This window comes from Nocardioides iriomotensis, assembly GCF_004168035.1.
Lineage (GTDB): Bacteria > Actinomycetota > Actinomycetes > Propionibacteriales > Nocardioidaceae > Nocardioides_B > Nocardioides_B iriomotensis.
On record NZ_SDPU01000023.1, the window covers coordinates 110,736 to 131,074 of the forward strand.

Below are 20,339 nucleotides of genomic sequence, written 5' to 3' on the forward strand. Positions count from 1 at the left end.
TCGGTCTACCGGAGCCGGTCGGCCGCCCCCGAGGCGGGCGCCTCGAGCACCGCCGGAAGGTCCCAGCCCCGGTCCGCGAACGCGGCAGCCACCGCCCGCTCGACCAGGCCGAGCCGGTCGGACGGCACCAACGCGATCGCCGAGCCGCCGAAGCCGCCGCCGGTCATCCGCGCGCCGACCGCGCCGGCGGCCAGGGCGGTCTCGACGACGACGTCGAGCTCGTCGCAGGAGATCTGGTAGTCGTCGCGCATCGACGCGTGCGAGGCGGTGAACAGCGTGCCGACCGTGGTGTAGTCGCCCGCCTCCAGCGCGTCGACCGCGGCGCCGACCCGCGCGTCCTCGGTGACCACGTGCCGCGCCCGGCGGCGCAACGTGTCGTCGTCGAGCGCCTCCACCGCGTCGCGGGACGCCTCGGCGAGCGAGCCGACGCCGAGTGCCTCGGCCGCCGCCGAGGACTCGGACCGGCGGTCGCCGTACGAGCCGTCGGAGAGCGAGTGCTGCACCCGGGTGTCGAGCACGAGGAGTGACATCCCGGCCGACGCCGGGTCCCACGGCACGTCGCGCCGCTCGCGGGTCGCGAAGTCGATCAGCAACGCGTGGTCGGGCGTCGCGAACGCCGCGATCGCCTGGTCCATGCCGCCGGTCGGCGCGCCGACGATGTCGTTCTCGGCCCGCATGCACGCGGACACGAGCCGCTCGCGCACATCGGGGGAGCGCGGCACGCCCGCGGCCAGCGCGACCGAGACCTCGAGCGCCGCCGACGAGGACAGCCCGGCACCCAGCGGCACCCGGCCGTCGATGACCAGGTCGAGGCCGGGGACGTCGAAACCGTCCTCGCGCAGCGCCCACAGCACGCCCGCGACGTAGGCGACGAAGCCCGTGACCGACGACGGCGTCACCTCGTCGAGCCGGCCCTCCCAGACCTCGTCGGCCTGCAGGCTCCGCACCGTCACCAGGTCGTCCTCACGGAGTCCGGAGGCGACGTAGCAGGCGTGCGGCAGCGCGATCGGCAGCACCCGGCCGCCGTTGTAGTCGAGGTGCTCCCCGATGAGGTTCACCCGCCCGGGGGCCGCGTACACGCCGTCGGGGGAGCGGTCGTGCTCGGCCGCGAACGCGGTCGACAGCGCCTGGGCGATCTGCTGCGGGTCACCGGGCTCGACGGGGAGAGGGCGGGTCGGCATGGCGCCAACCCTAGGACCCGGCTCGCAGGGCGTGACCTCAGCCACTGTCAGGCGTTGTACCTGGTACGCCGGGCGACCCCCTCCCGGCCGGAACAGGAGGATCCATGCGTCGCTCGGTACGCACGTGTCTCGGGATCGGCGTCGCCGCCGTCACCGCGATCACCACCGCCGCACTCCCCGCCACCGCCTCGACGCCGGCCCCGGCACGCGGGCTGCTCGGCGGCACCACCCTCGCCCCGGTGCAGGACTTCCTGAAGGGCCAGCTCGCCGACCTGGTGTCCGGCGAGCGCACCACGGTGCTCGTGCACGGGACCGACCTGGCGGCCGCGAACAACGCTGTGCGGGTCGCGGGCCTGACGAGGTCGACGAGCTTTGACCAGATCGGCGTGGTCGTGGCCCGCGGCACCAAGGCGCAGATCGCCGCGGCGCGCGCTGTCCCCGGTGTCACCTACCTCGAGGGCAACGCACCGATCGAGCTGACCCAGACCACCTCCAACACCGCCACCCGCGGCGACGAGGCCTACCGCACCCTCACCGGCGCCGACGGCACCGCGCTCAGCGGCCGGGGCGTGTCCGTCGGGCTCATCGACTCCGGCGTCGACCCGACCCACCCCTACCTCACCGAGGCCGACGGCTCCTCGGTCGTGGTGTCGAACCACAAGGTGCTGTGCGACCCGTTCGAGGCCGCCTGCCAGGTGCTCGACGTGCCCAACACCGTGGACACCGACACGCTGTCCGTCGGCGGCCACGGCACGCACGTCGCCGGCATCATCGCGGGCCGCGAGACCACCCTGTCCGACGGCAAGACCCTCCACGGTGCCGCGCCGGGCGCCAAGCTCGTGTCGCTGTCGACCGGTGCCGCCCTCGTGATCGTCGGCGCCGACACCGCGCTCAACTGGGTGCTGGAGAACCACGACGCACCGTGCGGCGAGGGCGTGCCCGCGGCCGAGTGCCCGCCGATCAAGGTCACCAACAACTCCTACGGCCCCTCCGGTGGCGGCGAGTTCGACCCCGACAGCGCCACGGTCAAGCTGCAGCGAGCCCTCGCCGCCGAAGGTGTCGCGACCGTCTGGGCGGCCGGCAACGACGGCGGCGACGGCTCGGAGAGCCTGACCAACCCGCCCGGCCAGGACCCGACCGGTGGCGTGATCTCGGTGGCGTCCTACAACGACCTCGAGACCGGCACCCGCGACGGCGAGCTCTCCGACTTCTCCTCGCGCGGCCTCGAGTCCGACCGGTCCACCTGGCCCGACATCTCGGCCCCCGGTGACACGATCACCTCGTCGTGCCGGATCTACCTGCCGATCTGCAGCACCGGCCTCGACCCCCAGGAGAACGGCGACTTCAACACGATCAGCGGCACCTCGATGGCGGCCCCGCACATCGCCGGCATCGTCGCGCAGCTGTTCCAGGCCAACCCGTCGGCGACGCCCGGCCAGGTCGAGGACGCGATCACCTCGACCGCCTACCAGTTCTCCTTCGGTGCGCCGTACGTCGGCGGCTCGTCGTACGACAAGGGCCACGGCCTCGTCGACGTCGTCGCGGCGGCGGGCGCGATCGCACCCTGACGCGGGGGGGATGAAGCGGCCCCGCCCGGAACCACCCAGCGGGCGGGGCCGTCCCTTGTTTCCGGGACGACCCATCCGGGCAGACCAGGGGTGCGAACCACCGACGGACCGCACTCTCCTGGGAAGGGACCCGATGACGCTCTCCGAGTCCGTCACCGCCGCGCCGGACGCCGTGGACGGGGTCGCGGCGCAGCTCGCGGCCGTCGTCGCGCCGTTGTTCTCCGGTCGGCTGCCGGTGCGGCTGCGGGCCTGGGACGGCAGCGAGGCAGGTCCCGACGGGGCTCCCGTCGTCGTGGTCCGCGACCCGGCGGCGCTGCGCCGTCTCGTGCGCCGGCCCGGCGAGCTGGGACTGGCCCAGGCGTACGTCACCGGTGAGATCGACGTCGAGGGCGACCTCCTCGACGGCTTCCGGCGCGTGTGGCGTGCGGTCCGCGACGACGGTGCATCCCGCCGGCTGTCGCCCGCGAACCTCGCCGACGGGCTGCGCACCGCGCGCCGACTCGGCGCCCTCGGTCGCCCCCCGGAGCCGCCGGCCTCGCAGGCCCGGCTCCGGGGGAGCCTGCACTCCCTGCGCCGCGACCGCGACGCCATCAGCCACCACTACGACCTGTCCAACGAGTTCTACTCGCTGATCCTCGACCCGCACATGGCGTACTCCTGCGCCTACTTCACCAGCGACGACCCCGGCTACACGCTCGAGGACGCGCAGCGCGACAAGCTCGACCTCGTCGCCCGCAAGCTCGGCCTCGCCGACGCCGGTCCGAACCACCGGCACCTCGACATCGGCTGCGGGTGGGGGTCGATGTCGCTCCACCTCGCCGAGCGGTACGGCGTGCGTGTCGTCGGTGTCACGATCGCCGCCGAGCAGAAGGCGTTCGTCGACCGGCGGATCGAGGAGCGCGGCCTGCGGGACCGGGTCGAGATCCGGCTCCAGGACTACCGCGACGTCGACGACGGCCCGTTCGACACCGTCACGTCCATCGAGATGGGCGAGCACGTCGGCCGGCGCAACTACCCGCTGTTCGCCGGCGGCATCCACCGGCTGCTCCGCGAGGGCGGCCGGGCGGTCGTGCAGCAGATGTCGCGCCGCACCCGGCCGGGCGGCGGTCCGTTCATCGAGGCGTTCATCGCCCCCGACATGCACATGCGGCCGGTCGGCGAGACCGTCGAGCTGTTCGAGGCGGCCGGGCTGGAGGTTCGCGACGTGCACGCGCTGCGCGAGCACTACGTCCGCACCGTCGACCACTGGTACGCCACGTTCGAGGACAGCTGGGACCGGGCCGTCGCGATGGTCGGCGAGGAGGTCGCCCGGGTGTGGCGGCTGTACCTCGTCGGCGGCGCGCTCGCGTTCGAGGAGGGCCGGATGGGCGTCGACCAGGTCCTCATGGTCAAGCCGACCCGCGACGGACGGAGCGGCCTGCCCCCGGTGCGCGACTTCTGATGGCCGCCTACCCCTGGGCAGCCTTCGCGGCGTCGCTGCCGTTCACGCTGCTGGCCGTCCTCCTCGTGCTCGGCACCACCTTCGCCGTCGCGCTGCGCGTGGGCCGGCACGCGGTCGTCGACGTCGCCTGGGGCCTCGGCTTCGTGGCGATCGCGGTCGCCTCCTACCTCGCCTCCGCCGACGACGGCGACCCCACCCGCCGGCTGCTGCTCCTCGTCCTGCCGGGGCTGTGGGGACTCCGGCTCGGGCTGCACATCGCCCGCCGCTCGCGCGGGCACGGCGAGGACCCGCGCTACGAGGCGCTGATGTCGAGGGCGACCGGCAACAAGGCCTGGTTCGCCTTCCGCCGGGTCTACCTGACCCAGGGCGCCGTCATGTGGTTCGTGTCGCTGCCGATCCAGGTCGGGATGTTCTCGACCCCGGGCCCGACCTGGCTGACCTGGCTGGGCGTGCTGGTCTGGGCGGTCGGGCTGTTCTTCGAGGCCGTCGGCGACGCCCAGCTGCAGCGGTTCCGCGACGACCCCGCCTCGAACGGCCAGGTGCTCGACACCGGCCTCTGGCGCTACACGCGACACCCCAACTACTTCGGCGACGCCTGCGTGTGGTGGGGGATCGCCCTGGTCGCGGTCAGCGCGTGGCCCGGGATCCTCACGATCGCGTCGCCGGTCCTGATGACCTGGTTCCTCGCACGCGGCACCGGCAAGCCGCTGCTGGAGAAGGGGATGGCCGACCGGCGGCCAGGCTACGCCGACTACGTCCGCCGTACCTCCGGCTTCTTCCCGCTCCCGCCCCGCAAGACCTGACCCGCCCGTCGCACACCCGCACCCAGGAGGAACGCACATGAAGACCATCTCGGAGGGCTCCACCGCGCCCGACTTCGAGCTGCCCGACGAGAACGGCGACCTCGTCCGGCTCAGCGACAAGGTCAGGGAGGGACCGGTCGTGCTGTTCTTCTACCCGGCGGCGATGACCGGCGGCTGCACCCGGGAGGCGTGCACGTTCCGGGACCTCGGTCAGGACTTCGCCGACGCGGGCGCCCAGCGGCTGGGCATCAGCGCCGACCCGGTGGGTCGGCAGAAGGAGTTCTCCGAGCAGCACTCCTTCGACTACCCGCTGCTGTCCGACCGGGACCGCGAGGTGGCAACGGCGTACGGCGTGAAGCGGCGGTTCGTCACGCCGGTCAAGCGCGCGACGTTCGTGATCGACCGCGACCTGACGATCCGCAAGGTGATCGCGTCGGAGCTCGACATGCAGGTGCACGCCCAGGAGGCGCTCGCCGCGCTGGCCTGAGACGGGTGCGCGGCTGCCCGTCCAATGTGTAGTAGGTTGCTCGACAATTCGCCGACCGACCCACTCTCTCGGGGGAACGATGCGCCGCGCCCTGTCCCTGCTCGCCCTGCTGACGGCAGCCGTCCTGCTGCCCGTCGGTGTGCTCGACGTCCGTACGCCGGCGGCCGGCACGACCACCGACGGGGGTGACGGTCCGCCCACCTCGGCCTCACTCGCCGCGGGGCAGCCCAACGTCCTCGTCATCACCCTCGACGACATGCGCGAGGACGAGCTCGCCTTCATGCCGCGCACCCGGGCGCTGCTCGCCGACCAGGGCGTCACGTTCGAGAACTCCTTCTCGCCGTACCCGCTGTGCTGCCCGGCGCGCTCGTCGTTCCTGACCGGCCTCTACACGCACAACCACGAGGTGTGGTCGCACGAGGATCCGTGGGGCTTCCACAGCCTGAAGGACCGGCAGACGCTGCCCGTGTGGCTCCAGGCCGCCGGCTACGACACGCTCTTCCTCGGCAAGTACCTCAACGGCTACGGCAGCCAGCCGGCACCGGACGGCAGCGCGCCCACGTCCACGACCTACGTCCCGCCGGGCTGGACCGACTGGCGCGGCGCCATCGACGGCGGCCCGGGGCCCGGTCACCCGCAGGACGGCGGCACCTACCGGTTCTTCAACACCACGCTGAACGCCAACGGCCAGTACTACCTCGAGCCGGGCCGCTACCAGACCGAGGTGTTCGGCGACCTGACCGCGCGCATGGTCACCGAGCGCGCCGGCGACGACAAGCCGTTCTTCCTCTGGGCCAACTACGTCGCGCCGCACCACGGCAAGCCCGACGAGGCCGACGACCCGAAGCCGATCACCCGGTCCGACGGTGAGAAGACCCGGTTCGTGACGACGGCGCGCCCGCCGCGCGTCCGGGGGATCTTCGACGGCGTGATCACGAAGGCGCCCGGCGCGTCCGGCGAGGACGACGTGTCGGACAAGCCGTTCTTCATCCGGGACCTGCCGCCGCTCAACCAGGCGGAGCTCGACGGGCTGCTCGAGGTCACCCGGCAGCGGGCGGAGGCGCTCGCGGTCGTCGACGAGCAGGTCGAGAAGACGATCGCCGCGCTCCAGGCCACCGGCGAGCTCGACCGGACGATGGTGATGTTCACCTCCGACAACGGCTACTTCCTCGGCGAGCACAGGATCCGGCAGGGCAAGATCCTGCCGTACGAGCCGGCGCTCGCGGTGCCGTTGCTGGTGCGCGGCCCCGGCATCCCTGCCGGCCAGGTGCGCCGCGACCCGTACACCTCGATCGACTTCGCGCCGACCATCCTGCAGGCCGCCGGCGTCAGCCTCGACACGGTCGACTGGCCGCTCAACGGTCAGTCCCTGCTCGACGTCGCGCGGTACGGCGACCGGGGCTGGCGCCGCGCGGTCCTCACCGAGACCGGTCCGCGCGACATCGTCGCGGATGTCGACGAGGCCGGGCCGGGCTCGCGCCCGCAGGACATCGGTCCCGCCGTGCGGAGCTTCTCGCAGGGCATCCGGACCGCCCGCTACCTCTACGTCGAGCACGCCAGCGACGAGGTCGAGCTCTATGACATGCGCGAGGACCCGGGACAGCTCGTGAACGTCGCCGGCCGGCCGGCGTACCGCGAGGACGAGGAGGCGCTCGCCGCCACCCTGGCCCGGCTGCGCGACTGCAAGGGCGGGTCGTGCTCGGCCCCGATGCCCCGGCGGCTGCAGGGATAGGAGGTCTTGGCCGCATGTAGGATCGTGGACTCGTGCGCTTCGTCAACGAGTCCTCGCCCGGTTACGACCTGACCTACAACGACGTCTTCATGGTCCCGCGGCGGTCCGACGTCGCCTCCCGCTACGACGTCGACCTGGCCTCCCACGACGGCACCGGCACGACCCTGCCGCTCGTCGTCGCCAACATGACCGCGGTGTCCGGGCGGCGGATGGCCGAGACGATCGCCCGGCGCGGCGGTCTCGCCGTCATCCCGCAGGACATCCCGCTGCCGGTCGTCCACGAGGTGATCGACTGGGTCAAGCAGCGGCACCTGGTCTTCGACACCCCCATCACGCTCCAGCCCACGATGACCGTCGGCGACGCGATGGCGCTGCTTCCGAAGCGGGCCCACCGGGCGGCGTTCGTCGTCGACGAGCAGGGCCGCCCGGTCGGCGTGGTGACCGAGGAGGACTGCTCCGGCGTGGACCGGTTCACCCAGGTCTCGCAGGTGATGAGCGCCAACCCGTTGACCCTGCCCGACACCGTGGACCCGCGCGAGGCGTTCGACCGGCTCGACCAGGCCCGCCGCCGGGTCGCCCCGGTCGTGGATCCTGACGGTCGCCTCGTCGGGGTGCTGACCCGGCTCGCGGCCCTCCGCGCGACGCTCTACACGCCCGCCGTCGACGATGCCGGACGGCTGCGCGTGGCCGCCGCGATCGGGGTCAACGGCGACGTCGCGGCCAAGGCCGCCGGGCTGGTCGACGCCGGCGCGGACACCCTCGTCGTCGACACCGCCCACGGCCACCAGCACCGGATGCTCGACGCGCTCAAGGCGGTGCGGTCGCTGGACCCGGGGGTCCCGGTCGTCGCCGGCAACGTGGTGTCCGCCGAGGGCGTCCGCGAGCTCGTCGGCGCCGGGGCCGACATCGTCAAGGTCGGCGTCGGACCGGGCGCGATGTGCACGACCCGGATGATGACCGGCGTCGGCCGGCCGCAGTTCTCCGCCGTGCTGGAGTGCGCGGAAGCGGCGCGTGAGATCGGCGCCCACGTCTGGGCCGACGGGGGAGTGCGGTACCCGCGCGACGTCGCCCTCGCGCTCGCGGCCGGCGCCTCGCAAGTGATGATCGGCTCCTGGTTCGCCGGCACCCACGAGTCGCCGGGCGACCTGCACGTCGACGCCGACGGCCGGGCCTACAAGGAGAGCTTCGGGATGGCGTCGGCGCGGGCGGTGGCCAACCGCACGAGCGCGGACACGTCGTTCGACCGGGCCCGCAAGGGGCTCTACGAGGAGGGCATCTCCTCCAGCCGGATGTTCCTGGAGAAGGACCGCCCCGGCGTGGAGGACCTCATCGACCAGATCTGCGCGGGCGTCCGCTCGGCCTGCACCTACGCCGGTGCGCGCACGCTCGAGGAGCTGCACGACAAGGCGTGGGTGGGCATCCAGTCCGCCGCGGGCTTCCACGAAGGACGCCCGCTCCCCACCGGCTGGTGAGGAACGGGCGTCCGTGAGGGCGTGCGGGCAGCGCTGCCGCGTCAGCGGGTGACGGCGTCCTCCTGCTGCGCGGCGTCGGCACCCTCGGTGAGCAGCGGCTGCTCTGCCTTGCGCACCGAGAGCTCGAAGTCGTCGCCGTGCTCGGTGGCGCCGTACACGACGGCCTTCTCGACGGCGGCCTCCGCGTACCGGCGGCGCACCATCAGCGGGTCGTCGCGAAGGTCCTTGACCAGCGCCCAGGCCAGGCCGACCATCACGACGGCGAACGGCAGGGCCGCGACGATCGTGATGTTCTGGAGCCCGGTCAGGGCGTCGTCGCCACCGACGAGCAGCATGACCGCGGCGACCGCCCCGGTCACGACGCCCCAGAAGATGACGTTGCCCTTGCTCGGCTCGAGCGTGCCGCGCTGCGACAGCGTGCCCATGACGATCGAGGCCGCGTCGGCACCGGACACGAAGAAGATCGCGACCAGGATCATCACCACGATCGTGGTGACGCCGGCCAGCGGCATCGTGTCGAGCAGGCCGAAGAGCTGGCCCTCGGTCGTCGCCGCGCCGGCCAGGTCGGCACCGCCCTGCTCGGCGCGGATCGCCGCGCCGCCGAAGATCGCGAACCAGACCAGGCTCACCAGCGACGGCACCAGCAGCACGCCGGTGACGAACTGGCGGATGGTGCGGCCGCGCGAGATGCGGGCGATGAACATGCCGACGAACGGCGTCCACGAGAGCCACCAGGCCCAGTAGAAGACGGTCCAGCCGGAGAGCCAGGTGGCCATGCCCTCGCCGCCCGCGGCGTCGGTGCGCGCGGACATCATCGCGAGGTCCTGGAAGTAGGAGCCGACCGCGGTGGGGATCAGGTCGAGCATGAACACGGTCGGGCCGACGACGAAGACGAAGACGGCCAGGCCGAGGGCCAGCACCATGTTGATGTTGGACAGCCACTGGATGCCCTTGGCGACTCCGGACACGGCGCTGAGGATGAACGCGACGGTGAGCAGCGCGATGACGCCGACGAGGACGCCGTTGCCGACCTCGCCGATGCCGGCGACGATCTGCACACCGCTGCCGATCTGCAGGGCGCCGAGGCCGAGCGAGGCGGCCGAGCCGAAGAGGGTCGCGAAGATCGCGAGCATGTCGATCACGCGGCCGGCGGTGCCGGTGGCGCGCCGCTCGCCGATGATCGGGATGAACGCGGAGCTGATCAGCTGCGACCGGCCCTTGCGGAAGACGCCGTACGCGATGGCGATGCCGACGACGGCGTAGATCGCCCACGGGTGCAGCGTCCAGTGGAACAGCGTGGTGGCCATGGCGTTCTGCACGGCCTCGGGGTTGCCGGCCGGGCCCGTTCCCGGGGGAGGCGTCACGAAGTGGGAGAGCGGCTCGGAGACGCCGTAGAACATCAGGCCGATGCCCATGCCGGCGCTGAACATCATCGCGATCCACGAGACTGTCTTGAACTCCGGCTCCTCGTCGTCGCTGCCCAGCGGGATGTTGCCGAAGCGGCCCATCGCCAGCCAGATCACGAAGACCACGAACGCCGACGCGAGGACGACGAACATCCAGCCCATGTTCTTCACGGTCCAGTCGAGCGCGGTGCCGGACGCGCTGCCCAGGGTGTCGGTGCTCAGGAAGCCCCACGCGACGAAGGCGAGGGCGATCGCGGCGCTGACGCCGAAGACGACCTTGTCGATCTTGCTGCCACGGGCGTTCTCGTCGAGCACGACCGGGGTCTCCAGGGCCGGGTGCACCGGCTCCGCGGTCGCGGTCGCGTCGACGGACGCGGGTGGCGTGGCTCGTTCTGCACGGGTGTCGGTACTCACAGGTGTACGCCGCCCGGAGCGGCGACCCTCCTCAACGTCACGATGGGGGTCAGGACAGGGAGCGGGCCACACGGGCCCGTCTGTTCCCTACCCGTGCAAACGGGGGTTACACCCCTAGCGACGGTGACGCCGACCACCCGAGCGGCGCGGGGCCCGGTCCCGGCCGGGCTTCGCGCGAGGCGCCGCCGGCGGTGTCTCGCCCCGCGAGGAGCGCTCGGTGCGGCCGCGCACGATGCCGACGAAGGTCTCCACCAGCGGGTCCTCGGTGTCGGTCCGCCAGGCAAGGCCGACCTGCGACTCGGGCAGCCCGTCGACGGGCACGGCCACGACGTCCTTGCGGTGGTGCACCCGAGCGACCGACATCGGCAGGAAGGCCACGCCGGTGCCCGCGGCGACGGTCTCGACCTTGAGCCGGGTCTCCAGGTCGGGGTCGTCGAGCACGATCTCGTCGCCGAGGTCGGCCAGGGGGATCTCGTCGTACGCCGCGACGGGGTGCTCACGGTTGACGACGACGACGGGCACCTCGCGGTACAGCGGGATGTGGTGCAGCCCGTCGCGCTGGTCCTCGGCGAGGTCGCGGACGAACGCCATCGCGGCCGTCCCGTCCCGGACCCCGTCGAGCTGCGCCGCGACGTCGACGAGGCGGAGGTCGAGCCGGGTGCCGGAGACGCGTTCCTCCCAGCGCCGGCGCCACTTGTCGAGGGTCACGCCCTCGACGAACGTGAGGGTGAAGCTCACCGGCGCTCGAGGATCCCGCGCACGAAGGCCGCCTGGCCGACGTGCTGCGCGCAGTCGTCGACGACGCTGACGAGGCGGACGGCGAGCGTGACCGGCGGGTCCCAGCGCAGGTCGACGACCCTGGCGAGGTCCACGTCGCCGAGGCCCTGCACGTAGTCGACGGTGCGGGCGTGGACGGCGTCGTGGTACCAGACCAGCATCTCGGCGTCGGCGACGACCTGCGCCACCTGCTTCGGCGTGTGCCCGAACCCGTGGTCGTGGTTGTCGAGGGGCAGCGCGAACCGGCCGGCCCAGCCGTCGGTGATCCACACCTGCGTCGTACCGGCGACGTCCGCGACATGGTCGTCCTGGATGCGGGTCAGGTGCCAGACGAGCCAGGCGATGGAGTTGGCCTCGGGGTCGAGCCGTTCGGCGAGCTGCGTGCGGGACAGGCCCTCGACGGCGGCGTGCACGTTGTCCTTGACCCGGTTCAGGCCGTCGATGATCACGTCGGTGGCAGCGGTCATGCGGCGAGTCTTGCACGCGGCGCTCGTGGCGCGGGCCCGGCCGGGAGTCCGGGTGTGGGGAGGTCGGACACCGCCGCGGTCGCGGCGACGAGTCGCGATGCCGGTCGGCGGCGTCACCGCTCGCGGCAACCGCGCCGGCTGCGTGCCCTCCGCCCTGGGGGCGATGCCTGGCCGGCTGCGTGTCGTGATGTCCGTCCGTCCTTCTCTCGTCCTCCCGGCCGGGTGGTCCGACCGTCTCGCGTCAGCTCATGTCGAAGACCAGCCGCGCCGGAACCTGCCCGGCGAGCACCTGCGCGAAGCTCTCGTTGACCTGCTCGAGCCGCCGTGTCTCGGCGATCACCCGGGTGTGGCCGTGCGCGTGCAGCGCGAAGCAGTCGGCGAGGTCGTTGCGGGTGCCGACCAGCGACCCGATCACCGAGATGCCCTTGAGCACCGTCTCGAAGACCGGCAGCTCCAGCCGGTTGTCCGCCGGCAGCCCGACCAGGACCAGGCGTCCGTTCGGGTTCAGCGCCTCGTGCGCGGCCCGCATCGCCGCGGGCGACGGCACGGTCACGACGGCGATGTCCACACCGCCGAGCGCCGCGAGGGCGGACGCCTGGTCGCCACGCCCGTCCACGACGTGGTCGGCGCCGAGCTGCTTGGCAAGGTCGAGCTTGGCGTCCTCGACGTCGACGGCGACCGTGGTCGTGCCGAAGATCCGGGCGTACTGCAGGGCTAGGTGGCCGAGCCCCCCGACACCGACGACCATCGCCGTCTCGTTCGGCTGCGGGTGCGCGACCTTGACCGCCTTGTACGTCGTCACGCCCGCGCAGGTCAGCGGCGCGGCGTCGAGCGGGGTGACCCCAGCGGGCACCGGGACGACGTGGCTGGCGTAGCCGACGGCGTACTCGGCGTACGACCCGTCCATGGTGTAGCCGGTGTACGACGGGCTGGTGCAGTAGGTCTCCCAGCCGCCGACGCAGTAGCGGCACCGGCCGCAGGCGTGCCCGAGCCAGGGAAGTGCGACCCGCGTGCCGACCAGTGCGGCGTTCACGTCGTCCGCGACGGCCTCGACGAGGCCGACGCCCTCGTGACCGGGGATGAGCGGGATCTTCGGCTTCACCGGCCAGTCGCCGCGCGCGGCGTGGATGTCGGTGTGGCACAGCCCGCTGGCCTCGATCTTCACGAGGACCTGCCCGGGACCGGGCTGCGGTACCGCGACGTCGCGGATCTCCAGGTCCGCACCGAGGGCGGGGACGACGGCTGCTCTCATCTGTCTCTCCTGACGGGTGGGGGTTCTTCCTGCCCCCAGCCAACGCGCCGGCGAACGGCGAGGGCAGGAGCGAACGTCCCCGGTCCGCGGGGGCGAAGGACCCGGGTCCAGCCGAGAGCGCTGCGTGGCGTCACCGGCGCAGCCGGTCCATCTCCGCCGCCACCTGCTCGGGTGTCGCGGGCTTGGAGTAGACGTCCCAGGCGTGGAAGACCAGGCCGATGCCCCAACCGAAGAGCGGGAAGACCGGCCAGAAGAAGCCCGCCGTGGTCGCTGCCCAGATGGCCACGAACAGCAGGTTCACCATCAGGTAGGCGAGCAGGTGCGCCTTGAGGTCACGCTTGTCCTTGAGCCGCTTCACCGCTGCCGCGCGGAGCTCCTCGTCGGACCGGTACGTGCCGAGCATCGTGTCGTCCTGCATGTCGATCCCTCCTTCCACCTCCAGCGTCACGCGCGCGACGGTGCGGCTGAAGGGTGTTTCGTCACCGGGTCCAGAGCCCTTGGTCCGTGCTCGTGCTCACGTCCGGGGCTCACCCGAACGCGAGCAGGACCGCCGCGATCGCCAGCGCGGGCGGCAGGTGCCAGAGCAGGACGCTCCCGGCGAACGAGCGGCCGCCGGTGACCGCGGCCGCGGCGACCTTGCTGCCGGTGTTGGTGGCCAGGCCGACGGCGACGGCGGTGACCGCGAGGGACACGGTCACCGTGCCCTGGCGGGCCAGCGTCGAGACGGCCACGGCCGAGGCGTGCGTGTCGGCCAGGCTGCCGGCGGCGGCCGCGATGAGCGCACCCGACGCGCCGTACCGCTGGTTGAGCCAGGTGGCGAGGAGCAGCACCAGGGAGATGACGGCGGCCAGGACAAGGGCGGGCACCAGCGCGAAGGGCCGCCCGGCCGCGGCCTGGTCGCCGATGCCCTTCTGGTGGCGGGACAGGATCACCGCCTCGAGCACGAGCACCACCATGCCCGCGGCGAGCGGCAGGTAGAGCCGGGCCGCCACCGCGGGATCGGCGATTGTGACGAGCACCGCGATCTGGACGAGCGTGGCGGCGCTCGCCATCAGCGACCCGGCCAGGGTGGCCCTGCGGAGCTCGTGCGCCTCGCGGTACCGCGCACCCATCGTCCCGATCGTGGCGGTGCCGGAGACGAACCCGCCGGCGAGGCCGGCCACCAGCAGCCCGCGGCGGGCGCCGAACGCTCGCGTCGCCGCGTAGCCGGCCCAGCCGATGCCGGTGATCAGCACGACGAGCAGCCACACCCGGCGCGGCACCCACACGTCGTACGGGCCGACCGCGGTGGTCGGGAGCAGTGGCAGCACGATGAAGGCGACGACGAAGAACTTCAGCGCGTCCGTGCTCTCCTGCTCGGTCACGGTGTGCCGCACGAAGCGGTGCATACGTTCCTTCGAGGCGAGCAGCACGGCGGTGGCGACCGCCGCGGCCACGGCCAGGCTGGCCTCGTAGCGGGTCAGGGCGCCGAGCGCCGTCGTGACCAGCAGCGCGAGCTCGCTGGTCAGACCCCGGTCCTCCTCGCGACCGCCGACGTACCCCGCCGCGACGACGACGACCACCCCACCCAGCGCGAGCGCTGCGACGACGACGGGGACGAGGGTCGCAACATTCCCGAGCAATGCTGCCAGTGCGAACGTGCGGATGCCCGGGCTGCCGTGCTCGCGCTTCGCGCGCTCCCTCTCGGCGCCGACGAGCAGGCCGATCGCCAACGCGACGCCCGCGGACTGGAACAGCTCGAGGGTCGTCATCGCCGGCGGGCCGGACGCTCAGCCCGTGATGCCGGGGTGGCCGACCTGCTGCAGCGCCGCCGTCCTGCGCAGGTACTCGTCCTCGTCGATCTCACCCTCGGCGAACCGGCGGTCGAGCACCGCCTGCGCGTCGGGGGCAGCGCCCTCGCCGAGCCGGCCGGCGCGGCCGCCGCGTCCGGACAGCAGCAGGAACCCGGCCGTAGCGAGCAGCGCGCCGAGCAGCACGAGCGCCATCAGGACCGCGGTCATCGCTTCCCAGTGCAGACCGCTCTGGTAGCCGTCCCACATCATCGTCCTGCTCCTTCCCGCTTCGGCTCGTGCGCGCGGCGGGCGACGTTCACGACGCCGGTACGACGTGCGCGGCCAGGTCGGTCGCCCACGCGCGGGCACGGGTCAGCTCGCCCTCGGAGAGTGGCCCCTCCGTGCCCTCGACGTAGAAGCTCGCGCTGGCCAGGACCCGGCCGTGGTGGTGCTTCCGGAGCTCCTTGCCGGCACTCTTGGCGGCCGACCCCGGCAGGTGCCGTGCCTGCTTCGCGCGGGTGTCGAACGTGGCGACCGGGGCGCGCAGGTCCGCCGGCAGCTCCGCGAGCCACTCGCGGATCCCGCGGTCCTCGGCGCCGGAGGTCGCGCCCTGCTCGAGCGCGTCGTGCCGGGTCTTCGGACGGGTCATCGAGAGCGCGTGGGTGGGGCCTCCGACGACGAGCAGGTCGAGCTCGGCCAGGTCGGTGCCGGCCGCGTCGTGCACCTCGACCATCGGCACGCCCCCGAGACCTTCAGCCACGGCCTCGGCCACCTGCCGGGTGTTGCCCCACATCGACTCGTACACGACCAGCGCCTTCATGACGCACCTCTCTCCGTTGATTCGTTTCTCGACTCCAGGGTCGGAGCGCGGTCGCGGCAGTCCCAGGGTCGAAGGACCCAGCCGGGGGCGACCTTGGTCGGCGGTTGGAGGCCGGTCGCGACCAGGAACCGACACGGCCGGGACCAAGGGCCCTGCCCGCCCGCACCCGCCGCTCCTAGCGTGGAAGCACGACTCGACACACGGGAGGTCACCATGCAGACCCTGGACGACGAGCACCCGGTGCTCGACCTCTCCGTCGAGGAGTGCTGGGCCCTGTTGCGGACCCAGGAGTTCGGACGCGTGGCCTACCGGCTCGTCGACGAGGTCCACATCGTGCCGATCAACTACCTCGTCGACCGCGGACGGCTGATCGTCCGGACCGGGTCGGGGAACAAGCTGCTGGCCGCGGCGCTCCAGTCCGACGCGGCCCTGGAGATCGACTGGGTCGACGACACCAACGCCTGGTCGGTCGTGGTGCGCGGGCGGTTCCACCGGCTGTCCGAGGACGAGCAGGCCGAGGTCGACGACAGCCGGCTGCACAGCTGGGTGCCCACGCTGAAGTACGAGATGCTCGCGCTGCTGCCCGCCGAGGTGACCGGCCGGCGCTTCCTGCTCCAGCGCTGAGGCGCCGGCCGGCGGCGTGCTCAGCCGTTGACGCAGCGGACGGCGACCACGCCGGCCACGGAACCGGCGAGCACCTCCGCGACGCGTCGCTCCGGCTCGCTCCGCGGCCCGGCGACCTCGACCACGCCGTTGTCGACGGTGGCCCACCAGTCCGTGCCGTCCGCGCGCAGGAGGGCGTTGACCTCCGTCTCGATCATGTCGTCGGCACGGGCGAGCGCGCGCAGCACGTCGCGTCGGCTGAGGACGCCCAGCAGCCGCCCGTGCTCCAGCACGGGCAGCGACTTGACGGTCGTCGACGTCATCAGGTCGACGGCCACGCTGAGGTCCTCGGCCGGTCCGACGACCACGGGCATCCGGGTCATCACCTCGCCGACCCGCCCGGCGCGCGGCGGGTCGACGGTCGGTGCCGTCTCCACGTGCACCCGTGGGTCGGGCAGGAGCATCTCTCGGATCAGGTCGGCCTCGCTGAGCACGCCGACCACGGTGCCGGAGCCGTCGACCACGGGGACGGCCGTGACGGCGTGGGCGTCCAGCACCCGCGCGGCCTCACGGATCGTCGTGCCCTCGGTCACCGTGACGGCGGGACTCGTCATCACGTCTCGCACCAGCATGGTCGCTCACTCCTTCGGTCGGGTCGGCTCCATCCTGGGCAGGCGACGCTCAGCCTGACAGTGCCGATGGTCCCGTCGTCGTACGGCGGGTGGCGACGGCCAGCACCACGATCACGGCGCCGACGAGGATGAGGCCGGCGGTGGTCCACCACAGCGCCGCGGTCGCCCAGCCGAACACCGGGAGCGTGGCCCCGGCCCGGACCTGTGCATTGACACCGGAGGCGCCGTCGGCGTTCATCACGACGACCGTCCAGTCGCCGTTGCTGAGCGGCCACGTCACGCTCTGCCGACCGGGGCCCTGCTGGGACGCGACCCAGAAGCCCTGGTCAGCCGGCAGCCCGTCGAGCTTGCCGGAGCCCTCCGCGCGGTAGCGGACCACTCCGCTGAGGTCGTCGACGACGACCCGGGAGGTGTCCCCGAACCAGGCGTTCACGTCGGAGGTCGGCGCCACGCCGACGAACAGGTCGTGGTCGCCCTGCGGGTCGGCGACGACCCGGCCGTCGCCGAACAGCGACTCCGGGGCCCAGCTCGGCGCGCCCTCGTCGACGCTCAGCTCCATGCGGTCCGAGCTGATCGCGTACGTCGACGTGTCGAGGGTCTTGGCGGGCGTCATGAGGAAGCCGTCCTGGTCGCGCGCGACCTCGTTCGTGAGGGACATCGCGAGCGCGGCGGCGCCGGTCGCCAGCCCCGAGAAGAGCAGCAGGCAACCGACGACGAGCGCGATGACGCGACCGACACCCCAGCCCGACGACGTCGGCGGCGTGGCCGGTGGTGTGGCCGGGCGTGCCTCCATCGGCGGCAGCGGTGGTGGTGGGGCGTCGCCCCGGGTGGGCTCCGAAGGGCCTGCCTGCGCGGGCACGTCCGGCCGCGGCGGGGTCAGCACGAGATGGCCGTCGGGGTCGTCGCCGCCCATGTCGAGACGGAACGGCGGGTAGCGGTCGGTCATGAGGCCGGCGTACGCGGCGACCCGCAGGACCCATCGGTTCAGGCCGAGCAGCAGGTCGAACACCGACCGCGGGTAGGTCCCGGTCACGAGCAGCACGATCGACGCGACGAGGACCAGCACGCCGATCAGACCGGTGCTCAGCACCGGATCGCCGTTACCGCCGTCCAGCTCGGACACCGTGTAGCTCGCGCCGCCGACGAAGAAGCCGATCACGATGTAGTGAGGGATGGCCAGCAGCCACCACTTGACGAGCACGAGACCGCGCGAGAGCCGTTCGGGGTAGTCCACCGTGAGGTGGGTCGGGTAGTCGGGCCGTTCTTCGAGGGAGAACGGCGGGTAGCGGTCGGTGCCGAGCGCGCCGTACGAGTAGTACGACACGCGCCAGCTCCAGCGCAGCACCCCGACGTTGAACTCGAAGATCGCGCGGGGGTAGCGGCCGGTGAAGAGGATCGCGAAGAACGCGAACAGGCTGCACACGGCGAAGGCGAGCCAGAGGAAGGCCAGCACGATGTAGTGAGGGATGAGCAGCAGCCACTTGACCAGCCAGCGCCAGCGGCTGAGGTCGGTCTCGAGGCGCGCGTCGAGGTGCACGGGGTACGCGGTGGGATACGCGGTGGTGGTCATGGAGGAGCTCCTTTTCGTTGCCGAGTGCCCGGTCAGCCGCCGAGGCGCACCGGACCGTGCGTGACCTGGGCGATGTCGGCGATGGCCAGCTCGAGCAGCTCGTGGCCGAGGCTCGAGAGGGCGCGTGACGTGGCGAGCTCGGCGCCGATCTCGGGGACGTCGCCGTCCACCGGGTTCAACCGGGCCTCGCCGACGGCGACGACCTCGGCCGCCTCGCCGGTCGTCAGGACCGCGCGGGCGCGGGTCCGGCCGTCGTCCTCGCTGATGTGGATCGCCACGTCCCATCGGCGTGTGATCGGCTGGTCGGTCATCGCGGGCTCCTCCCCGTGTCGCACGACCGGGTGCCGTGTCGCCTCGAGCGTCACCCGGGCAGCGGGGCGGCCGACACGGCCGAACGGCCGCACGGCGGGAGGACGTTGGTCCCTGCCGGGGATGGCTCCTTCAGGCCAGTGCGCCGCCGGCGTCGCCGTGGAAGAAGTCCTTCAGGTCGCTCGTCGGGGTCGCGCCCGACTCGATCAGCTGCCGGTACGCCCGCGGTTCGCGGACCTCCAGCTCCTGCAGGCACTGGTCCCGGACGGCGAGCAGCTCCAGCACGGAGCGCGGCGGCAGCTCCTGGGCCAGCAGCACGAAGGTCCGCCGCCACAGCAGGCACACCTCGTCCGTGGGCAGGTCGCGCAGCGGCGACGACGCGTGGTCGGTCCCGGCCGGGTCGGCAGAGTCAGCTGGGTCCGCGGTCCCGTTGCCGGTGTCCACGAGCATCGCCTCGTAGTCGGACATGTCGGCCGTGCCGGGCACGCGCGCGGGGGCGGCAACCGCCGTACCGGAGGAGGCGGGACTGCCGGCCTTGTCGCGACCGCCCACCTCGTCGAGGGCCGCGCGGCCCCGGGTGAGCAGGGCGGGCCAGCCGGGCCACAGCAGGCAGACCAGCGTCGTGGGCAGCAGGCCGACCGGACCGGCGACGCCGACCAGTGCGGCGCCCGCGATGACCAGGGCCGGGACGAACGCGCCGACGCGCAGTGCGAGCAGGTACGACGCGGGCCGTTCCGGTCCGGCGAACGTGACGATGCAGGCGCCGATCGAGATGATCCCGAACGCCAGCCCCATCACGACGGGCGCCCACCCCAGCTCGCGCACCGCCACGAAGCCTCCGGCGGCGAGGACCGCTCCGGTCAGGACGGCCCAGCCGCGTTCGTAGACGGCGCCGACACGGGGACGGTGCCACCAGGGCGTCGCTCGTCCAGTCATGTGCCCAGCGTCGGCCGACGCCCGGGCCCGTGGGCAGGGCGCAAGGGCGCGTCGGGACCGGGACCAAGGTCCCGACCTGGATGGTCCCTCTCGGCTGACCTGTGCTCAGACCACGGTGAGCCGGGTCCGCGCGAGCCACGCCAGCGCCGGGTCGGCGTCGATCCGCGCCATCGCCTCGCGGCTGCACACGACCAGCCGGAGCCGGGCCTCGCCGAGCTCCTCGAGCTCGCCGGCGTGCTCGTCGCCGAACGGCCCGGACACCTGCACCTGCAGCTCCGGGCTGGAGGAGCGGGCCACCGTCAGCGCGTGGTCCATCTCCACCATGCTGTGCGCGACGGTGGTGCCGGCGTCGGCCAGGAGGGCGAGGTGCAGCGGCAGGTCCTGGCCCTCCGCGGCGCGCGCCGCCAGCCGGACGACCCCCTCGTACGGCGCGTCCGCCACGAGCAGCGCGAGCACGATCTGCTCGGCCGTCCGTTGCCGGGGCAGGGCCAGCCCCGCCGCCTTCCGCCTCGTCCCGTGCGACGCCATCCGCCTGCTCCCTTCCTCCTCGCCGAGCCTCGCACCGGGCCCCAACCCGAACCAGGGACCTCCGGCCCACGACGCAGCTGTAACGCGGGGTTATGGACGCTCCACAAGGCGCATGCCGCTGGGGAAGCGTCCACATGCCTGGGGAAGTGCCGCCGGTACGGCGGTCGGC

21 protein-coding genes are annotated in these 20,339 nt (G+C 72.8%); 7 read left to right on the forward strand and 14 right to left on the reverse strand.

The window, feature by feature from the left end:
- Positions 1-5: 5 nt before the first annotated feature.
- Positions 6-1,181 (reverse strand): galactokinase, encoded by a 1,176-nt coding sequence (gene galK / locus ETU37_RS13005; RefSeq protein ID WP_129987761.1) that lies wholly within the window; start codon positions 1,179-1,181, stop codon positions 6-8.
- 104 nt (positions 1,182-1,285) lie between these two features.
- On the opposite strand from galK, the gene ETU37_RS13010 reads away from it, so the two are divergent.
- From ETU37_RS13010 to ETU37_RS13035, 6 genes are all read left to right on the forward strand, one after another.
- On the forward strand, positions 1,286-2,749 hold the full coding sequence (locus tag ETU37_RS13010) for a S8 family peptidase (protein ID WP_129987762.1): 1,464 nt from the start codon (positions 1,286-1,288) through the stop codon (positions 2,747-2,749).
- 133 nt (positions 2,750-2,882) lie between these two features.
- Positions 2,883-4,190, forward strand: a complete 1,308-nt coding sequence (locus ETU37_RS13015) for an SAM-dependent methyltransferase (protein ID WP_129987763.1) — start codon at positions 2,883-2,885, stop codon at positions 4,188-4,190.
- Positions 4,190-4,993 carry a DUF1295 domain-containing protein gene (locus ETU37_RS13020; protein WP_129987764.1) on the forward strand — a complete coding sequence of 268 codons (804 nt, stop codon included), beginning with the start codon at positions 4,190-4,192 and terminating at the stop codon, positions 4,991-4,993. The genes ETU37_RS13015 and ETU37_RS13020 overlap by 1 nt, the downstream gene beginning before the upstream one ends.
- 37 nt (positions 4,994-5,030) lie before the next feature.
- The gene (locus tag ETU37_RS13025) at positions 5,031-5,480 is read left to right on the forward strand and encodes a peroxiredoxin (RefSeq protein WP_129987765.1); all 450 of its coding nucleotides are present in this window, start codon (positions 5,031-5,033) and stop codon (positions 5,478-5,480) included.
- 79 nt (positions 5,481-5,559) lie between these two features.
- Entirely contained in the window at positions 5,560-7,212 is a 1,653-nt protein-coding gene (locus ETU37_RS13030; protein ID WP_129987766.1) for a sulfatase family protein, read from the forward strand.
- A gap of 32 nt (positions 7,213-7,244) precedes the next feature.
- Positions 7,245-8,684, forward strand: coding sequence for a GuaB1 family IMP dehydrogenase-related protein (locus tag ETU37_RS13035; RefSeq protein WP_129987767.1), 1,440 nt, complete (start codon positions 7,245-7,247; stop codon positions 8,682-8,684).
- A 41-nt stretch (positions 8,685-8,725) separates the two neighbouring features.
- Here ETU37_RS13035 and ETU37_RS13040 read toward each other — a convergent pair whose 3' ends face one another.
- The 8 genes from ETU37_RS13040 to ETU37_RS13075 form a co-directional block, all read right to left on the reverse strand.
- Entirely contained in the window at positions 8,726-10,504 is a 1,779-nt protein-coding gene (locus ETU37_RS13040) for a BCCT family transporter (RefSeq protein WP_129987768.1), read from the reverse strand.
- A 114-nt stretch (positions 10,505-10,618) separates the two neighbouring features.
- Positions 10,619-11,242: a LysR substrate-binding domain-containing protein gene (locus tag ETU37_RS13045; protein ID WP_129987769.1), complete on the reverse strand. Its 624-nt coding sequence runs from the start codon at positions 11,240-11,242 to the stop codon at positions 10,619-10,621.
- Positions 11,239-11,748, reverse strand: coding sequence for a mycothiol transferase (locus ETU37_RS13050; RefSeq protein WP_129987770.1), 510 nt, complete (start codon positions 11,746-11,748; stop codon positions 11,239-11,241). Before ETU37_RS13050 ends, ETU37_RS13045 begins: the two co-directional genes overlap by 4 nt.
- Before the next feature lie 241 nt (positions 11,749-11,989).
- Positions 11,990-13,000 (reverse strand): zinc-dependent alcohol dehydrogenase, encoded by a 1,011-nt coding sequence (locus ETU37_RS13055; protein ID WP_129987771.1) that lies wholly within the window; start codon positions 12,998-13,000, stop codon positions 11,990-11,992.
- 130 nt (positions 13,001-13,130) lie between these two features.
- A complete protein-coding gene (locus ETU37_RS13060; RefSeq protein WP_240755713.1) occupies positions 13,131-13,448 on the reverse strand; it encodes a 2TM domain-containing protein in 318 nt (105 codons plus the stop codon).
- A gap of 79 nt (positions 13,449-13,527) precedes the next feature.
- Positions 13,528-14,751, reverse strand: a complete 1,224-nt coding sequence (locus tag ETU37_RS13065) for an MgtC/SapB family protein (protein WP_129987772.1) — start codon at positions 14,749-14,751, stop codon at positions 13,528-13,530.
- 18 nt (positions 14,752-14,769) lie between these two features.
- Entirely contained in the window at positions 14,770-15,042 is a 273-nt protein-coding gene (locus tag ETU37_RS13070) for an SHOCT domain-containing protein (protein ID WP_129987773.1), read from the reverse strand.
- A gap of 46 nt (positions 15,043-15,088) precedes the next feature.
- On the reverse strand, positions 15,089-15,592 hold the full coding sequence (locus tag ETU37_RS13075) for a flavodoxin family protein (RefSeq protein WP_129987774.1): 504 nt from the start codon (positions 15,590-15,592) through the stop codon (positions 15,089-15,091).
- Positions 15,593-15,805: 213 nt separating this feature from the next.
- Here ETU37_RS13075 and ETU37_RS13080 point away from each other — a divergent pair, with 213 nt between their 5' ends.
- A complete protein-coding gene (locus tag ETU37_RS13080) occupies positions 15,806-16,216 on the forward strand; it encodes a pyridoxamine 5'-phosphate oxidase family protein (protein WP_129987775.1) in 411 nt (136 codons plus the stop codon).
- Between the two features lie 20 nt (positions 16,217-16,236).
- On the opposite strand, the gene ETU37_RS13085 is transcribed toward ETU37_RS13080, so the two are convergent.
- The 5 genes from ETU37_RS13085 to ETU37_RS13105 form a co-directional block, all read right to left on the reverse strand.
- Positions 16,237-16,827, reverse strand: a complete 591-nt coding sequence (locus ETU37_RS13085; protein ID WP_129987776.1) for a CBS domain-containing protein — start codon at positions 16,825-16,827, stop codon at positions 16,237-16,239.
- A gap of 49 nt (positions 16,828-16,876) precedes the next feature.
- Positions 16,877-18,397 (reverse strand): DUF4389 domain-containing protein, encoded by a 1,521-nt coding sequence (locus ETU37_RS13090; RefSeq protein ID WP_129987777.1) that lies wholly within the window; start codon positions 18,395-18,397, stop codon positions 16,877-16,879.
- Between the two features lie 32 nt (positions 18,398-18,429).
- A complete protein-coding gene (locus tag ETU37_RS13095) occupies positions 18,430-18,708 on the reverse strand; it encodes a DUF1876 domain-containing protein (protein ID WP_129987778.1) in 279 nt (92 codons plus the stop codon).
- 130 nt (positions 18,709-18,838) lie between these two features.
- Positions 18,839-19,642, reverse strand: a complete 804-nt coding sequence (locus tag ETU37_RS13100) for a hypothetical protein (protein WP_129987779.1) — start codon at positions 19,640-19,642, stop codon at positions 18,839-18,841.
- Positions 19,643-19,747: 105 nt separating this feature from the next.
- Positions 19,748-20,170, reverse strand: a complete 423-nt coding sequence (locus tag ETU37_RS13105) for a hypothetical protein (RefSeq protein ID WP_129987780.1) — start codon at positions 20,168-20,170, stop codon at positions 19,748-19,750.
- Positions 20,171-20,339 lie beyond the last annotated feature (169 nt).

Bases quoted from the DNA above. Each gene is read 5' to 3' on its own strand.
- galK (WP_129987761.1), bottom strand. From the start codon at position 1,181: ATGCCGACCCGCCCTCTCCCCGTCGAGCCCGGTGACCCGCAGCAGATC.
- ETU37_RS13010 (WP_129987762.1), top strand. From the start codon at position 1,286: ATGCGTCGCTCGGTACGCACGTGTCTCGGGATCGGCGTCGCCGCCGTC.
- ETU37_RS13015 (WP_129987763.1), top strand. From the start codon at position 2,883: ATGACGCTCTCCGAGTCCGTCACCGCCGCGCCGGACGCCGTGGACGGG.
- ETU37_RS13020 (WP_129987764.1), top strand. From the start codon at position 4,190: ATGGCCGCCTACCCCTGGGCAGCCTTCGCGGCGTCGCTGCCGTTCACG.
- ETU37_RS13025 (WP_129987765.1), top strand. From the start codon at position 5,031: ATGAAGACCATCTCGGAGGGCTCCACCGCGCCCGACTTCGAGCTGCCC.
- ETU37_RS13030 (WP_129987766.1), top strand. From the start codon at position 5,560: ATGCGCCGCGCCCTGTCCCTGCTCGCCCTGCTGACGGCAGCCGTCCTG.
- ETU37_RS13050 (WP_129987770.1), bottom strand. From the start codon at position 11,748: ATGACCGCTGCCACCGACGTGATCATCGACGGCCTGAACCGGGTCAAG.
- ETU37_RS13055 (WP_129987771.1), bottom strand. From the start codon at position 13,000: ATGAGAGCAGCCGTCGTCCCCGCCCTCGGTGCGGACCTGGAGATCCGC.
- ETU37_RS13065 (WP_129987772.1), bottom strand. From the start codon at position 14,751: ATGACGACCCTCGAGCTGTTCCAGTCCGCGGGCGTCGCGTTGGCGATC.
- ETU37_RS13070 (WP_129987773.1), bottom strand. From the start codon at position 15,042: ATGATGTGGGACGGCTACCAGAGCGGTCTGCACTGGGAAGCGATGACC.
- ETU37_RS13075 (WP_129987774.1), bottom strand. From the start codon at position 15,592: ATGAAGGCGCTGGTCGTGTACGAGTCGATGTGGGGCAACACCCGGCAG.
- ETU37_RS13080 (WP_129987775.1), top strand. From the start codon at position 15,806: ATGCAGACCCTGGACGACGAGCACCCGGTGCTCGACCTCTCCGTCGAG.
- ETU37_RS13085 (WP_129987776.1), bottom strand. From the start codon at position 16,827: ATGCTGGTGCGAGACGTGATGACGAGTCCCGCCGTCACGGTGACCGAG.
- ETU37_RS13090 (WP_129987777.1), bottom strand. From the start codon at position 18,397: ATGACCACCACCGCGTATCCCACCGCGTACCCCGTGCACCTCGACGCG.
- ETU37_RS13095 (WP_129987778.1), bottom strand. From the start codon at position 18,708: ATGACCGACCAGCCGATCACACGCCGATGGGACGTGGCGATCCACATC.
- ETU37_RS13100 (WP_129987779.1), bottom strand. From the start codon at position 19,642: ATGACTGGACGAGCGACGCCCTGGTGGCACCGTCCCCGTGTCGGCGCC.
- ETU37_RS13105 (WP_129987780.1), bottom strand. From the start codon at position 20,170: ATGGCGTCGCACGGGACGAGGCGGAAGGCGGCGGGGCTGGCCCTGCCC.